Annotated in this window: 12 protein-coding genes; 9 read left to right on the forward strand and 3 right to left on the reverse strand. The window is 63.4% G+C overall.

The window, feature by feature from the left end:
- Positions 1 to 112: 112 nt before the first annotated feature.
- From JOE60_RS04890 to JOE60_RS04920, 7 genes are all read left to right on the forward strand, one after another.
- Positions 113 to 1,120, forward strand: a complete 1,008-nt coding sequence (locus tag JOE60_RS04890) for a sugar phosphate isomerase/epimerase family protein (RefSeq protein WP_167264525.1) — start codon at positions 113 to 115, stop codon at positions 1,118 to 1,120.
- On the forward strand, positions 1,117 to 2,871 hold the full coding sequence (gene dhaL / locus JOE60_RS04895; RefSeq protein WP_167264526.1) for a dihydroxyacetone kinase subunit DhaL: 1,755 nt from the start codon (positions 1,117 to 1,119) through the stop codon (positions 2,869 to 2,871). The genes JOE60_RS04890 and dhaL overlap by 4 nt, the downstream gene beginning before the upstream one ends.
- The gene (locus tag JOE60_RS04900; RefSeq protein WP_167264527.1) at positions 2,868 to 3,350 is read left to right on the forward strand and encodes a ribose-5-phosphate isomerase; all 483 of its coding nucleotides are present in this window, start codon (positions 2,868 to 2,870) and stop codon (positions 3,348 to 3,350) included. Before dhaL ends, JOE60_RS04900 begins: the two co-directional genes overlap by 4 nt.
- Positions 3,351 to 3,352: 2 nt before the next feature.
- Positions 3,353 to 4,333 (forward strand): 3-hydroxyacyl-CoA dehydrogenase family protein, encoded by a 981-nt coding sequence (locus JOE60_RS04905; RefSeq protein WP_167264528.1) that lies wholly within the window; start codon positions 3,353 to 3,355, stop codon positions 4,331 to 4,333.
- 22 nt (positions 4,334 to 4,355) lie between these two features.
- A complete protein-coding gene (locus JOE60_RS04910; protein ID WP_167264529.1) occupies positions 4,356 to 5,120 on the forward strand; it encodes an SDR family NAD(P)-dependent oxidoreductase in 765 nt (254 codons plus the stop codon).
- Between the two features lie 148 nt (positions 5,121 to 5,268).
- A complete protein-coding gene (locus JOE60_RS04915; protein ID WP_167264530.1) occupies positions 5,269 to 6,618 on the forward strand; it encodes an MFS transporter in 1,350 nt (449 codons plus the stop codon).
- A 12-nt stretch (positions 6,619 to 6,630) separates the two neighbouring features.
- The gene (locus tag JOE60_RS04920) at positions 6,631 to 7,392 is read left to right on the forward strand and encodes a triose-phosphate isomerase family protein (RefSeq protein ID WP_167264531.1); all 762 of its coding nucleotides are present in this window, start codon (positions 6,631 to 6,633) and stop codon (positions 7,390 to 7,392) included.
- On the opposite strand, the gene JOE60_RS04925 is transcribed toward JOE60_RS04920, so the two are convergent.
- Positions 7,389 to 11,018: a TM0106 family RecB-like putative nuclease gene (locus JOE60_RS04925; protein WP_167264532.1), complete on the reverse strand. Its 3,630-nt coding sequence runs from the start codon at positions 11,016 to 11,018 to the stop codon at positions 7,389 to 7,391. The two genes, JOE60_RS04920 and JOE60_RS04925, sit on opposite strands and share 4 nt — an antisense overlap.
- A gap of 93 nt (positions 11,019 to 11,111) precedes the next feature.
- On the opposite strand from JOE60_RS04925, the gene JOE60_RS04930 reads away from it, so the two are divergent.
- Positions 11,112 to 11,564 (forward strand): nucleoside deaminase, encoded by a 453-nt coding sequence (locus JOE60_RS04930; protein WP_167264533.1) that lies wholly within the window; start codon positions 11,112 to 11,114, stop codon positions 11,562 to 11,564.
- Positions 11,565 to 11,591: 27 nt separating this feature from the next.
- A complete protein-coding gene (locus JOE60_RS04935) occupies positions 11,592 to 14,063 on the forward strand; it encodes a Tex family protein (protein WP_167264534.1) in 2,472 nt (823 codons plus the stop codon).
- A 62-nt stretch (positions 14,064 to 14,125) separates the two neighbouring features.
- Here JOE60_RS04935 and JOE60_RS04940 read toward each other — a convergent pair whose 3' ends face one another.
- On the reverse strand, positions 14,126 to 14,488 hold the full coding sequence (locus JOE60_RS04940) for a DUF1622 domain-containing protein (protein ID WP_167264535.1): 363 nt from the start codon (positions 14,486 to 14,488) through the stop codon (positions 14,126 to 14,128).
- 112 nt (positions 14,489 to 14,600) lie between these two features.
- The gene (locus tag JOE60_RS04945; RefSeq protein WP_167264536.1) at positions 14,601 to 15,515 is read right to left on the reverse strand and encodes an MSMEG_6728 family protein; all 915 of its coding nucleotides are present in this window, start codon (positions 15,513 to 15,515) and stop codon (positions 14,601 to 14,603) included.
- Positions 15,516 to 15,558 lie beyond the last annotated feature (43 nt).

Raw genomic sequence — 15,558 nt, forward strand, 5'->3', positions numbered from 1 at the left:
TCACATGCATATGTAAGACATATAGGATCTAGGAAGTTCACCGAAACCCTTGACAGCATGTCCGGATTCGTAAATCCTATAGGAAACAGGATTCCACGAAGGAGTGATCTTCATGGCGTACACCGCCAAGAACTGGCCCATCACCGCGGCCCTTCTGCAGTTCCCCGGCACCGACGCCGCGGGGCAGGACATCAACGACGCCGATGCCTCCCAGTGGGCTTCCGTCTTCCAGGAAGTCAAAGAAGCGGGCTTCGCCAACGCGGACCTCACGGACAGCTGGGTCCGTCCCGGCGACCTCACCAAGGCACGGTTGGCCGAGTTCAAGGACACCGCCGATGAGGTGGGCATTGGCGTTCCTGTTATTTCCGCCATCCGCCGCAGTGTGATCCATCAGGAAAACTGGGCCGGGAACCTCGCATACAGCCACCGCACTATTGACGCCGCAGCTGAACTCGGTTGTGAAGTGGTCTCCTTCGGACTTCACCAGGCCATCACCCCGGAGCAACAGAAGCAGTTGTGGTTCTGGACAGTGGAGGGCTACAAGGATCCGGTAGGGGACAAGGAAGCGTGGAACAACGCAGTGTCCCGCATCCGCGAACTCGGCAAGCATGCCGCGGAAGCCGGCATCCTGCTTTCACTGGAAATGTACGAGGACACCTACCTGGGTACCGGCGACTCGTCCGTGCAACTGGTCCAGGACATCGGTTTGGACAACGTGGGGCTCAACCCGGACCTGGGGAACCTCATCCGCCTGCACCGGCCCATTGAGGATTGGCGCGAACTGGTGACCAAGACGCTGCCGTACTCCAACTACTGGCACATGAAGAACTACATCCGCGATGAGGATGTTGCCCGTGACAGCTACATCACCATGCCCTCACCCATGGAAAGCGGCCTCATCAACTATCGCGAGGCCTTCAAGGTGGCACTCTCCGTCGGCTTCCAGGGCATCCTGTGTGTGGAGCACTACGGTGGAGATGGCCTGAGCGTCACCGCCACCAACCAGGATTACCTGCGCCGACACGTCCTCCCCAAGTCAGAGGGGTATGCACTGGGACAGAGCCAGGTTGCGCAGGGCCGCCAGCAGCCTGCCCCGGAGTTTGCGGGGGTGCAGGCGTGACCCGGATCTTCGACGACCCGGCACACTTCGCCGATGACGCCCTGGACGGCTTCGTCGCCGCGAACCGCGGGTATGTGGCCCGCGTGGACGGTGGCGTAGTCCGCTCGACTGAAATGCCCGCCGGACAGGTGGCACTGGTGGTGGGTGGCGGCTCGGGACATTACCCCGCCTTCGCCGGGCTGGTGGGCCCGGGATTGGCCGCAGGATCAGCATGCGGCAACATGTTCGCTTCCCCGGCAGCAGGGCAGGTTTATCGCGTAGCCAAGGCAGCCAATGCCGGCGGCGGAGTGCTGCTCAGCTACGGCAACTACGCGGGGGATGTGCTGCACTTCGGTCAGGCTCAACTGCGCCTCAACGCCGAGGGAATCGAAACGCGCACGGTCACTGTCACGGACGACATTGCCAGCGCCCCCTTGGACCAAATAGAGAAACGACGCGGAATCGCGGGCGACCTCACCGTTTTCAAGATCGCCGGAGCCGCTGCAGAAGCGGGCCTGGACCTTGACGGCGTCGAACGTTTGGCCATCAAAACCAACTACCGCACGCGCTCGCTGGGTGTGGCCTTTGACGGCTGCACGCTTCCGGGCGCCAGCGACCCCCTCTTCCACGTGCCGGAAGGGCAGATGTCCCTGGGGCTGGGGATCCACGGGGAACCAGGGATTTCCGAGCACGCCATGCCCACGGCGTCGGAGCTCGCCGAACTCCTGGTCAGCAAGCTCCTGGCGGACAAGCCCGAGGACGCCGGAGACCGCGTGGTCGCAATCGTCAACGGTCTGGGAACCGTCAAGTACGACGAACTCTTCCTGCTGTTCGGCAAGGTGGAGAAGCTCCTCAGTGACGCCGGGCTCACCGTGGTGGAACCCGAATGCGGTGAACTGGTCACCAGCCTGGACATGTCCGGGCTGTCCCTCACCCTGCTTTGGCTGGACGAGGAACTGGAGGGCTTCTGGTCCGCGCCGGCGGACACGCCTGCGTTCCGCAAGGGAAGCATGTCGCCGCGGGCGCCGCGCACCGAGGTGCTGACGCACGACGCCGGAACCACCGAGGTTGAACAACCCACCCCTGCTGCCGCTGAACTGGGGCGCCAAGCCGCTGCCATCATCAGCCAAATCCGGAACGTGGTGATCGAACACGAAGAAGAACTCGGCAAGCTGGATGCGATCGCCGGGGACGGCGACCATGGCATCGGCATGCGCCGCGGTGTAGACGCTGCGGCCACAGCCGGCGATGCCGCCCACGGATCCTCCGCCAAGGGTGTCCTTTCCGCAGCCGGCGAAGCCTGGAGCGAACGGGCCGGCGGCACCTCGGGTGCATTGTGGGGCTCGGCGGTCATCGCCGCCGGGCAGTCGCTCGGGAACCGCGAAAGCTACTCGGCGCAGGACGCCGCGGCCGCCGTGGAGGCATTCGCCAATGCCATCACCGAACTCGGCAAAGCCGAGCCGGGGGACAAAACCATGGTGGATGCCCTCCTGCCCTTCCGTGATGCCTTCCTTGGCGAGCTCGACGGCGGCAACCCCCTTGACAGGGCACTGGCCGTCGCCGCCGCTGCGGCTGAGTCCGCTGCCGCCGCCACTGCGGAACTCCGCCCGCTCAAGGGCAGGGCACGCCCCTTGGCGGAAAAGAGCCTGGGCCACCCCGACCCGGGTGCCGTCTCCTTCGCGTTGATCGCAGCACGCGTTTCACAATTCATCGATTCACAACTGGCCCCCGCACACGCTGCGGCACCGGCCGGGAACGGAGCATCAGCATGAGCACCACACCTGCCTGGCGGATAGTCATCGGCAACGATGAAGCCGGCGTTGAATACAAGAATGCGTTGAAAGCACTGCTGGAAGCGGATCCCCGTGTATCCACAGTGACGGATGTGGGCGTGGGCTTTGACGATTCCACGGCCTACCCGCACGTCGCCGTGGACGCCGCCCGCAAGGTGGCCGAAGGCGAAGCAGACCGGGCACTCCTGATCTGCGGCACTGGACTGGGTGTGGCAATTGCAGCCAACAAGGTTTCTGGAATCCGTGCTGTCACCGCCCACGACAGCTACTCCGTGGAACGGTCCGTCCTCAGCAACAACGCTCAGGTCCTCACCCTTGGCCAGCGGGTCATCGGCCTGGAGCTCGCCAAGAAATTGGTGGGCGAATGGCTCGGCCACACCTTTGACCAGACCTCGTCCTCCGCCGCCAAGGTGGACGCCATTTGCTCGTACGAGCCTGACTACACGAAGGCAGTTTGATCATGACAGTTCCTGAAGCAACCGTGGGCAACGCAGCCCGGAAGATCGCCGTCGTCGGCTCCGGCTACATGGGCGGCGGCATCGCCCAAGTGCTGGCGCTGGGCGGGGCCCGCGTGGCATTGGCCGATGTTTCGGCCGACATTGCGCAGAAGAACTTTGACCGCCTGTTGGTGGAATCGGACCAATTCATTGCCGATGGCCTGTTCCCTGAAGGTTCCACGGAGATCCTGAAGCAAAATCTCTGGGCAGCCAAGGACATTGAGGAAGCGGTGGCCGATGCGGACTTCATTGAGGAAGCCGTCCCGGAGGTCCTGGACATCAAGCACCAGACGCTGGCCCGCATCAGCGCGGCAGCCCGTCCGGATGCCCTGATCGGCTCCAACACTTCCACCATCTCCATTGCTGCCCTCGCCGAAGCCGTCACCCACCCGGAGCGTTTCCTGGGCGTGCACTTCTCCAACCCGTCACCGTTCATTCCGGGCGTGGAGGTCATCCCGCACGCGGGCACTTCCGCGGCTACGGTGTCCGCATCGCAGGAGCTGGTGCACGCGGCAGGCAAGCAGACCGCCGTCGTAAAAGATGTCACCGGGTTCGTCCTGAACCGGCTTCAGTACGCGCTGTTCCATGAAGCAGCGCAGCTGGTGGAGCAGGGCATCGCAACAGCGGACGACGTCGACACCCTGGTACGTACGACCTTCGGCTTCCGCTTGCCGTTCTTTGGTCCGTTCGCGATTGCCGATATGGCCGGTTTGGACGTCTACAACTTCTGCTACAAGTCGCTGCAGACGGGCTTCCCGGAGCGCTTCGCGACCCCCAAGATCCTGTCCGACCTTGTGGAAGCGGGCAAGCTGGGCACCAAGACCGGTGCGGGCTTCCTCAACGTCCCGGCAGAGCGGACCCCGGAGCTCATCGCCTACCGCAACAAGGCCTACGTCGCCATGCAGAAGCTCATTGAAGAGCTCGGCCCGGCACCCATCAACTAACGAACTTTCCAGGAGACCCTCAATGACTTTCCCCGCAGAACGCACTGCGATTGTTACCGGTGCAGTATCCGAGCGCGGCATTGGCCGTGCCACCGTCAACTACCTGGCCTCCCAAGGCTGGAACATCGGCATCATTGACCTCGATGACGCTGCCTGCAAACTCGCAGCCAAGGAGATTGCTGCCGAATACGGTGTGCAGGCCCACGGAGTGGGTGCCAACGTTGCCAGCGAATCCGATGTCCGTGCAGCCATTGACGAACTCGAAGCTGAACTCCCGCAAATCGTGGCACTGGCCAACGTTGCAGGCGTGAGCTCACCTGTCGGCTACCTGGAGCTTGAGCCGTCCGAGTGGGACCGGGTCCTCAATATCAACCTCAACGGTGTCCACTACGCCACCCGGCGCGTGGCTGAGTCCATGGTCAAGAACCGGATTGGCCGCATCGTCAATATTTCCTCAGTATCAGCCCAGCGCGGCGGCGGCACGTTCTCCAAGACCCCCTACTCCGTGGCGAAGGCCGGCGTCATCGGCCTGACACGGGCCACGGCAAGGGAACTGGGGGAGTACGACATCACCGTCAATGCGATCTCGCCCGGCCCAATCGACACCGACATCATGGGCGGCACCCTGAGCCAGGAACGCAAGGACGAGCTCACCAAGGATCTTGTGGTCAACCGCGTAGGTTCCACCCGCGACATCGCTGCAGCCATCGCCTTCCTCATCAGCGAGGACGCCGGTTACATATCCGGCCAGACGCTGAATGTGGATGGCGGGCTGTACATGCACTGAGGTTCCGGACATGAAGACCTGGACCCGGGAACGCAAGATCTACCTGGCCGTGGGCATTCTTGCCTGCGCCGTGGGCATAGTGCTCATTTTCTTCCCGCGCTGATAGCGCCGCACCCATCACTTTGCTGTCACTCAAAGAGGAGTTTCCATGTCAGTAACCGCCAATTCCACCAAGGAGTTGCTGGATACGCCGGTCTTGAAGTCGGCCATATCCAAAGCCTCGCGCCGGCTCATGCCGATGCTTGTCATCTTGTATGTGGTTGCGTTCCTGGACCGCACCAACGTTGGTTTCGCAGAAGCCGCGTTGGAGGTCGACCGGGGAATAACCGCCGGTGCTTACGCGCTGGGCGCCGGTATTTTCTTCATCGGCTACGCCCTGTTCGAAATCCCCAGCAATTTGCTGCTCACCAAGTTCGGTGCCAAAGTGTGGCTGGCACGCATCGCCATCACCTGGGGCATCGTCTCAGCGTGCTTCGCGTTTGTGCAGGGCGAGACCTCCTTCATCATCCTGCGGTTCCTGCTGGGTGTCACCGAAGCAGGATTGTTCCCCGGTGTCATCATGTTCCTGGCGGCCTGGTTCCCCAACAAGGTTCGCGTAAAGATGTTCGCCATTTTCTACCTGGCACAGCCTTTCTCACAGATGATGGGCGCGCCGTTGTCCGGTTGGCTGATCAACATCGGCGATCAGGTTCCCGGCGTGGCAGGCTGGCAGGTCATGTTCTTCGTTGAAGGCATGCTCGCTGTGCTGGCTGGTGTTGCTGCCTACTTCTTCCTCATCAACAGCCCACAAGACGCCAAGTTCCTGACGAAGGAAGAGAAGAAGGCACTCTCCGACGTGATGGCTTTGGAAGACACCGTGAAGGAGGAATCAGGTCCCAAGGGCGTCCTGGCGGCCATGCGCAACGGCAAGGTCTGGTACTTCACCGTCATCTACTTCTGCCTTCAGATTGCCGTCTACGGTGTCACCTTCTACCTCCCGCAGCAGGTAGCTCAGCTCACCGGGCAGAAGGTGGGCCTGGCGGTTGGCCTCATGGCTGCCATTCCGTGGTTCTTCGGTATCTTCGCCTGCTACTTCATTGGCAAGGCTGCCAACACTGTGGCCCGCCGGCGTCGCTGGGGCACCGCATTGTTCATCTCCACCGGCCTGTGCATCTTCGGTTCTGCCTGGGCAGGTGCAAACCACATGCCGGCGATTGGAATCATCTTCATCACCCTGGCGGTGTGCAGTTTCCTGGCGACCGGCCCCATCTGCTGGTCATACCCGACGGCGTTCCTCACCGGAACTGCTGCGGCAGCCGGCATCGGCCTCATCAACTCCCTGGGAAACCTGGGCGGTTTTGTGGCTCCGATCCTGCGCACCACGGTCAACCAGGTGACGGCCTCGGACACCGGAACCATGGGCGTCTATGCGCTGGGTGTCCTCCCGTTCCTTGCCGCGCTGTTGATGTTCGGAACACGGAAATTCACCAACAAGGCCGACGAGCTGCTGGACAAGTAATTGCACAACTTCATGAACCCAGGGGAGGACGCCGTGTTGGTAGGCGTCAGCACCAAGATGTACATGGGCTACTCCCGGAGCCTCGCCTGGCTGCAAGATGTGATTGACCAAGTGGACGCCCGTCCGGCCCTCGCGGCCGGGCGGGTGGTCCCGTTTGTGATTCCGTCCTTTCCCGTATTACCGGCAGCGGCACGGATGCTGGAGGGATCGGGTGTCCTCCTGGGTGCCCAAAACTGCGGTTGGGAGGACGGGCCGTGGACAGGTGAGGTGTCGCCGTCCATGCTCGCCGAGCTCGGTGTTGGACTGGTGGAAATAGGCCACGCGGAAAGACGGAGGCACTTCGCGGAGGACGATGCGATGGTGGCCCTGAAAGTGCGGGCCGCGGTGGCTACCGGCATCACTCCGCTCCTCTGTGTGGGGGAATCCCTCGTCAGTGAACCTGAGGCGGCTGCGGAGTTGGTCTTCCGGCAGGTGGCCTCGGCCGTGGGCGATGACTGGCAGTTGGCCGGGCAACTGGTCCTGGCCTACGAGCCAGTGTGGGCCATCGGTGCTTCCCAACCTGCTTCGGCCCGGTACGTTTCAGCCGTTACCAAGGCCCTGCGCGGCATGCTTGGCCAGCATCAGTTGGCGGACCTCCCCATGATTTACGGCGGCTCGGCGAAGCCCGGGCTCCTTCCGGAGCTGGACGGAGTTTCCGGGCTGTTCCTGGGCCGCTTCGCGCACGACGCCGCGAACTTTGGCCTGGTGCTCGACGAAGCCTTGGCCCTCCCCTAGGTGGGTTCGCCGCCGCGTTGGCACAGTGCGACGAAACCGCCCAAATTCTCCAGGCCTTCAGGATGTGTTGGGAGGTAGTTGGTCAATTCCGGGGAACGTACCACCACGGCTTTCCACTGGCCACGCGAAACGGCCACGTTGATGCGGTTTCGGGAGAGCAGGAACTCCATGCCCCGGGGGACCTCTCCGGCTGCCGAGGCAGCCATGGAGACAATGACCACCGGGGCTTCCTGTCCCTGGAATTTATCGACCGTGCCCACCCTGACCTTGGCCAGTCCGGCGTCCCTGAGGTGGTGCTTGATCAGCTGCACCTGCGCGTTGTACGCCGCCACCACCAACACATCGGCCTGCTCCAAGGGACGTGGTTCCTGGGTTGCCTCAGCATGTCCTGCCTGCCCCGTTGCTTCAGAAGGGTTGATCCACCCCAGCCCGAGGTGTGCTTGGACTTGGCGGACCACTTCAACTGCCTCCTCCACCGAGGACGTTGAGTTTCCCGTGTGCTGGACGTAGACGCAGGAGACACCGGGAGTTGATCCGTGGAGCTGGCGGTCCTTCGCTACGGGGGCGGCTTCCAGGCGGTCGTCGTAGGACAGTGCAGAAACTGCCTGGCACAGCTCCGGGTGCATCCGCCATGACAACGCCAGAAAATATCCCAGCGTTTCCGGCAAAGTGTCATGCCCCTCGGAAAGCCACCCGAGCGCGGACTCGTTGACTGGTTCCGGGTGCGTTCCTTGGGTGACTTGGGGCAACTGCTGGGGATCTCCCAGAAGAAGGAGACGCTTGGTTGCCCGGCTCACGGCCATGGTGTTGGCCAGCGAGAACTGGCCGGCCTCATCAATGACCAGCAGGTCCAAGGAGCCGGCAGGTACTTCCTTGCCCACCATGGTCCAGGCGGTTCCTCCGATCAAGGCACCCCCGGGACGGGATAGCAATTCCTGGACATCACCTTTGGCACGGTTGGCCCAGGGCACGGGCTCGTTGTGTTTGACGTCCTTGGCCACGAGCCGGGGGTCCAGCCCGGCCTTCTCCACGGCAGCGCACAGCATGTTCTCCACTACGGCGTGGGATTGGGCCACCACGCCCACTTTCCATCCCTGGGCCACCAGCCTGGCGATCACGTGTGAACCCACATGGGTTTTGCCGCTCCCCGGCGGGCCTTGAACTGCCAGGTAGGAGTTGTCCAGGTCCTTCACGGCTTCAGTGATGGCCTTGACGTAGCGATCCGGTCCAGCGCCCACCGTGGGCAGCGAGCCAAGGCTCCGCAGCTGCGGGGGTTCACGCCGGATCAGGTCCAGCGAACAGTCCCGCGGCCAGGCCGGCAACGTGGCGCTGAGTTTGGCCGCAAGTTCAGCGAGGGCTGCACGCTGTCCGGTGGTGGCAATGGGTGCATCAGGCGTCAGTGCCATGGGGAACTGTGTGAATTCGGTGGAGTCCTTGCGAAGTCGCTCCAGGATGGTGACCGTTTCCACGTCCCCGTCTTCGCCCACGTCAGTCACGGTGGTGCCGCCCCATCCGGCCCTGCCGAGGACTGATGACTGCCCTGCCTCCAGCGCAGCTGGCAGGGGTGGGCCGTACATCCGGAAATATGTCCTGCCGGAATCCAGGCCGGCCCCGTCGCCCGACTTGCCCAGGAGCCTCACCACGCGGGCGGGATTGCTCTTGGGCGTGGGTTTCGCCCAGTCCTGCACTACTTCCGCACTTTGGACCAGGAAAACGTCCCGCTCATCAGCCCACTGGGAGGAGGGCTTCTCCAAGCGGTCAAAGTGCCCCCACCAATGTTGCTTGTCCTCGCGGCGGTGGTACCCAACACCGGCAGCCACGATGGCCACGGCGCGGGCGTCCGGGGATTGCTCCCGCTCTTGATCGGGCAGTGTTGCCAGATAGTCCATCAGGGCGGACTCCTCCGGTGCCGACTGGTATCCGGCAGCGTCCTCCTCCACCGTTTCGGTGGCGGGCGGGGCGTCCTTGTCGCCGGGTCCTCCCACGGGAATGGAACGCTCATCAGCACGGGCCAGCAACCAATTGCGGAGTTCGAGGGTGGAAAGACAGTCGTACTGGTTGTAGTCGCGGATCCCGGCCAGGATGGCTGAGGCTACCGCTGATTGTCCCGTGTCCCTTGCCGTGCAGTAGTCCGCGTAGGCAACCACGGAAGCCCCGGCGTCGGTCACGTCCCCGGAGCGCAGGCGCTGGCCCATGTACAGCGGTTCCAGTTTCTTGATGCTGTAGGAGTTTTGGGACACCCGGATGCTGTGCCGCACGGTGTCGTAGAGGTCCACCAGGACACCCTGGCGGAGGAGGTCATCAACGGCGTTCTCGCCCACCACATGCGTCAGGGACAAGTTCCTGAGAGCGGTCTTCTCATAAGCGGCATAGTGGTAAATGTGCATCCCGGGGTACTGCGCCCGCCTCTTGGCCACATAGTCCAGGAAGTCCACAAAGGCCTGCCGCTCCTGGGCGCGGGAGTGGGCCCAGAACGGCCGGAAAATGGGTTCGGCACCCGGCTCGGTGGGATTCTCGATGACACCAAAGAGGTATTCGAGCCCCCATTTCCCTGTGGCAGGATCCTGCCACAGGGGATCACCTTCGAAGTCGAAGAAGATATCTCCCGCGTCCGGGGCCGGAAGGCGACCCAAAGTGTTGTCAGGCAGAACTGTGTAGCTCACGGCCTTGGCTTCACCGGCGGCGTCCGTGTACTGGATTGTGCCATCGGGAGTGCCCGTTCCGGTCTGCAGCTGTGCCTGCTCGCGGAGGCGGAGCTGCAGGGCGTCACCCTCTGCCGGGGATGCTGCCAGCTGATCGATGGTGGTGATGCCGTCCTCCATCAGCTTCTTCCGCCGGCTGATCCGCATCCCCGCCACCATCAGCAGGTCGCGGTGCAGAGTGACCTGTTCCAAGCAGTAATTACAGCGACCGCAGGCCGCATACCGGGGATCGCCCCACGCCACGGGAGACTCACCGGCAATGTGGGTGGCCGTCATCTCCAAGAAGCGTCCTCGGCGTTCCTTGAAGACCGGCAGGACCTGGGAGAGGGGGTGGTCGCTGTGGATCAGGTTGCCCAGGACAAGGGTGATGGTGGGATCAGGGGTGATGCCGGCCTTCATCATTTGATCCCCGTAAGCAGCCAGCTGCAGCAGGGCCGTTACTTTGGCGTGCCGGGCCAGCTTGGTGTCATAAACTGCGTACATTCCTCCGGGGCGTTTCACCAGGAAGTCGGAGCGGCCATGGAACTGGCCATCAAAGAAAGCAGCCTGAAACACCACATCCGCGCCGGATTCCAGGGCTTCGATGGACTCGGCGTGCTTGGCCGCCAGAGTTGCGCGCTCCATCGATTCCGCAGGAGTGACGTCATACACGCCCCGGCCCGTCGCAGGGTCCCACGGGCCGAACTCCTTGATGAAATCCGCCAACACACGGTGCTCGTGGACATCGCCCAACTCTGCCGTCCGCTCCAGCATCGCGTCCGTGGCAAAGACAGCTTTGGCTGCCCACCCCAATTTCTCATCGAGCTTCCGGAGCAACTGGTACTCGCACGTGGCAGCAATGACCAGATCACTGGCGGAGAACACAAGGTCCCGGGAGGCATGGTCCTGCGGCGCACCTGTTGCCTCTGCTTCGAGAAAGAACACCGCGACCTACCTGTCTTCCATGAATGGCTGAACCCTTGAAGCCAAGCTATCAGCGGGCACCGACAAAACAGGCCGGGCCCTTAGACTTCACCCATGACCGAATCAGCACGCGCAGCAGACCCCGCGTTCGAGGCCGCCTACCAGGCAGCACAGAAGAGCCTCAGCGAGGGCGGGATACCGATCGGCGCTGCCCTGGCAAGAAACGGCGAAGTCATTGCCAGCGGGCACAACGAGCGCGTCCAGCACGGCGACCCCATTGCCCACGGTGAAATGTCAGCCCTGCGCGCAGCCGGACGGCAGAAGAGCTACAGGGACACCACCCTTTACACCACCTTGGCCCCTTGCGCCATGTGCACCGGGACCATCATCCAGTTCAAGATCCCGCGCGTGGTGGTGGGTGAGGCAGAAACCTTCCCGGGTGAGTTTGAGCTCCTCAGATCCCGCGGTGTGGAGGTCGTGGTGCTGGACGATCCGCGCTGCGTCGGGATGATGCGGAACTTCCAGGAGCAGCACCCGGAACTGTGGTCCGAGGACATCGCTGAGTAAATTGTCAGCCGGTTGAGGCAAACTGTCATGGTGACTTCAAATCTCCAAAGCCAATCAGCCGATGCCGCCATCCATGCCCAGATCGCCGAGGAACTCGGCGTCAAGGCGTGGCAGGTGAAGGCCGCCGTGGAACTGCTCGACGCCGGATCCACCGTTCCCTTCATCGCCCGCTACCGCAAGGAAGTCACCGGGACGCTTGATGACACCCAGCTCCGCGACCTCGAAGAACGGCTGAGGTACCTGCGGGAGCTCGAAGAACGGCGCAGGTCCGTCCTTGAGGCGATTGCCGCCCAGGGCAAGATGACCCCGGAACTTGAAGCCGCCGTCGTCGGGGCCGATACCAAAGCCCGGCTGGAAGACATCTACCTGCCGTTCAAGTCCAAGCGGCGCACCAAAGCCCAGATCGCCCGCGAAGCAGGGCTGGAACCTTTGGCAGACACCCTGCTGGCCAACCCGCAGCTGGATCCTGCCGCGGAGGCTGCCAAATACCTGAACGCCGAACATTCGGTTGAGGATCCGGCCGGGGCACTTGCCGGCGCGCGGGCCATTCTGGTGGAGCGCGTGGGGCAGGACGCCGATCTTGCCGAGGACCTCCGTGAACGCCTCTGGAAGCAAGGCCGCATGGTGTCCCGGGTGAAGAAGGGCAAGGAAACCGAAGGCCAGAAGTTCAAGGACTACTTCGAGTTCACGCAGGTTCCGTCGGGCATGCCCTCACACCGTGTGCTTGCCCTGCTGCGCGGCGAGAAGGACGGCGTCCTGGAGCTGGACCTCGCCGAAGCAGACCCCGCGGACGACGACGCCCTGGCCGCCGCCCGCGGCAAATACGAGAATGCGGTGGCCAAGTGCCTCGGCGTTTCCAACCAGGGCAGGCCGGCGGACGCCTGGCTCACCCAGACCGCGCAGCTTGCCTGGCGCGGCCGGATCCTTGATCGTCTCACCACCGACCTCAGGGGCCGCATGTTTGCCGACGCCGAGGACGAAGCCGTACGCGTCTTTGCGGCCAACCTTCGCGACGTCCTCCTCGCTGCACCCGCCGGCAACAGGGCAACACTTGGCTTGGATCCCGGACTGCGGACCGGCGTCAAAGTGGCGGTAGTGGATGGCACCGGCAAGGTGGTCACCACGGACACCATCTACCCGCACGCCCCCGCCAACAAGTGGAACGACGCCCTGGCCACACTGACCCGGTTGGCCAAGCAGTACACCGTGGAACTCGTGGCGATCGGCAACGGAACGGCGTCGCGTGAAACGGACAAGCTGGCCACTGAGCTCATCAAATCCCTCGAAGACGCCGGCTCCAAGGGCATCCAGAAGCTGGTGGTGTCCGAGGCCGGAGCATCCGTGTACTCTGCGTCCGCGCTCGCAGCCTCGGAACTCCCGGGCATGGATGTTTCTCTCCGCGGTGCTGTTTCCATTGCCCGGCGGCTTCAGGATCCGCTGGCCGAGCTCGTCAAGATCGAGCCCAAGTCGATAGGCGTGGGGCAGTACCAGCACGACGTTACGGCCGCCAAGCTGGACCGGTCGCTGGATGCCGTGGTGGAAGACTGCGTGAACGCGGTAGGCGTGGACGTGAATACCGCCTCGCCTGCGCTGCTCAGCCGGGTGGCTGGCGTCGGGCCGCTGCTGAGCGAGAACATCGTGGCTTACCGGAACGAGAATGGCCCGTTTGCCAAGCGTTCCGACCTCAAAAAGGTGCCTCGCCTGGGCGCCAAGGCGTTCGAGCAGTGCGCAGGATTCCTTCGTATCACCGGGGGAGCGGAGCCGCTGGATGCTTCCAGTGTGCACCCGGAAGCCTACTCGGTAGCCCGCAAGATTTTGGTGGCGGCAGGTGGCGGACAGGCCACGGCGCTGGATCCACAAGCCTTTGTAGACGGCACTTTCGGATTGCCCACCGTGAAGGACATCATGTCCGAGCTGGAAAAGCCGGGCCGCGATCCGCGCCCGGCCTTCAAAGCAGCCTCGTTCTCCGAAGGCATCGAGAAGATCTCCGATCTCAAGCCCGGCATGATCCTGGAGGGAACAGTCACCAACGTTGCCGCGTTCGGCGCGTTCGTGGACGTAGGAGTGCACCAGGATGGCCTGGTCCACGTCTCGGCGTTGTCCAACAAGTTCGTTTCGGATCCCCGCGAGATCGTGAAATCGGGCCAGGTGGTCAGGGTCAAAGTCCTTGAGGCTGATCCCGAGCGCAAGCGCATCTCACTGACGTTGAGGCTCGACGACGAACCAGGCGCCGGGGGCGGACGCACTTCCGGTGGGCGTGCTTCGGGTGATGGCCAGCGTCCCGGGGGACAGCAGGGGCAGCGCGGCGGCCAACCCCAGCGCGGCGGGCAACCCCAGGGAGCCGGTCAGCAAGGCCAACGCGGCCAGGGCGATCGCCGCGGTAACCAAGGTCGGCCACAGCAGGGTGGGCAGCGTCAGGGCAAGCCCCAACAGGCTCCAGCCGCTCCCGCCAACACAGCCATGGCCGAGGCTCTGCGCCGCGCCGGACTCGGGAAATAGCAGATCCGGACTGGGAACAACCGGGGCAACAGCCCCGGGGAGCAGCCCGGGCAGCAGGAACCCTACGCGGACTTTTCCTTCTGCCACGGCCAACGGCCCGTGATTTCGAGTTCCAGGGAGAAGCTGAGGAACGTCCGGATCAGGACGATGATCGCCAGTACTCCCACGCTTTCAAACGTGGGAGTCACGGCGACGGTTCGGATGATGTCTGCCGCTACCAGGAGTTCCAGGCCCAGCAAGATGGACCTGCCCAGGAGCTGCCGGTAGGCGCGGTACGGCGAGAAAGGTTCCAGCCCGCTGGCACGCTTGGGCCTATAGCCGCGGAGGGCCATGGGTAAGGAGACCACGGCGCCCACCACCATCACGGCGACTCCGGCGAAGTCCATGTACCGGCCAACAGCTTCGATGATGTGCTGGAAATCCATGACCCTCCCCGGTCGGTGCGTGCCTCCACAGTCTCACACCAACGACGACGGCGGCAGTCAGGTTCCGCTATAACGGAACCCGGCTGCCGCCGTCGTGAGTTATGGGCCGGTGTTACAGCTCGGGTGCCGGCACCCGGAAGAACACCCGGGGGTCCTGCAACAGTGCCGGGTAATCGAAGCGGGAGCGCTCAATGACGTTGGTGACCTCAAAATTTCGGGCGAAGTGGCCATCGACGGTGATGGGGCGTCCGTGGATGAGGCCCACCGCGAAGGACTTGCCGTCGTCGAACGGCACTGCCAACTCGGTCTTGCCCGGGAGGGTGTTGAACGCCTGATTCTGGGCCTGGCGCTTGAGCGTAGGCTTCTTCTGCTTCGGGGCGACGGGACGCTTCTTGGGTCCACCCACTTGGCGGCGGGATTTTTCCTCGGCGTAGACGAACTGGTAGTCGTCATCATTCGCGGGAGCTGCGGCGCGGGCCTTGCCGTGGGGAGGCATGCTCACGGTGGTGAGCTGATCCGGGCGGAGGTCCCCCACGGGAGCGCGGAGGATCCACAGGGTGTCGTCCTCGGGTTCTTCCGGGTGGAACTCGTGCTTGGGTTCCGGCCACACGTACTCCAGCTTCTCCTCGGTGCCCGGGAAAAGCTGGCTGTAAAACTTGGGGTCCTTGCTGATCAGCTTGGACCGGTGACTGACGTGCAGGTCTTCATGCCCCAGCCACGGCGGCATCACAATCCTGGAAGCGTACTCCGGGTGCGCCGCCTGGGGAGCAAATTCCGCGATGTTGTCACGGGTGTTGTCCGGGTGTCCCCGTTTCATCCACTCGTCAGCCATGGCCAGGCCGTACATGGTCAGCGCGGGAACGTGGCCCATCCACATGCGGATGGCGGGGTGGGACTGCCAACCGTATTCCGGGATCACCAACGCGCGGAGGACTTGGAGTGCTTCAACGCGTTGCTTACCGAGCCTGGACGTGTCCAAGACGGCTGCGCTCTCACGGAAGTCGGCGAAGGGGAGGAAGGTCTGCATCCCTTCAGTTTGACGGGTTCCGGGGATCTTCACCAAGTTCAGT

The sequence above is a fragment of the Paenarthrobacter ilicis genome (assembly GCF_016907545.1).
Lineage (GTDB): Bacteria > Actinomycetota > Actinomycetes > Actinomycetales > Micrococcaceae > Arthrobacter > Arthrobacter ilicis.

Bases quoted from the DNA above. Each gene is read 5' to 3' on its own strand.
- JOE60_RS04935 (WP_167264534.1), top strand. From the start codon at position 11,592: ATGGTGACTTCAAATCTCCAAAGCCAATCAGCCGATGCCGCCATCCAT.
- JOE60_RS04915 (WP_167264530.1), top strand. From the start codon at position 5,269: ATGTCAGTAACCGCCAATTCCACCAAGGAGTTGCTGGATACGCCGGTC.
- JOE60_RS04905 (WP_167264528.1), top strand. From the start codon at position 3,353: ATGACAGTTCCTGAAGCAACCGTGGGCAACGCAGCCCGGAAGATCGCC.
- JOE60_RS04890 (WP_167264525.1), top strand. From the start codon at position 113: ATGGCGTACACCGCCAAGAACTGGCCCATCACCGCGGCCCTTCTGCAG.
- JOE60_RS04920 (WP_167264531.1), top strand. From the start codon at position 6,631: ATGAACCCAGGGGAGGACGCCGTGTTGGTAGGCGTCAGCACCAAGATG.
- JOE60_RS04910 (WP_167264529.1), top strand. From the start codon at position 4,356: ATGACTTTCCCCGCAGAACGCACTGCGATTGTTACCGGTGCAGTATCC.
- JOE60_RS04930 (WP_167264533.1), top strand. From the start codon at position 11,112: ATGACCGAATCAGCACGCGCAGCAGACCCCGCGTTCGAGGCCGCCTAC.
- JOE60_RS04900 (WP_167264527.1), top strand. From the start codon at position 2,868: ATGAGCACCACACCTGCCTGGCGGATAGTCATCGGCAACGATGAAGCC.
- JOE60_RS04945 (WP_167264536.1), bottom strand. From the start codon at position 15,515: ATGCAGACCTTCCTCCCCTTCGCCGACTTCCGTGAGAGCGCAGCCGTC.
- JOE60_RS04940 (WP_167264535.1), bottom strand. From the start codon at position 14,488: ATGGATTTCCAGCACATCATCGAAGCTGTTGGCCGGTACATGGACTTC.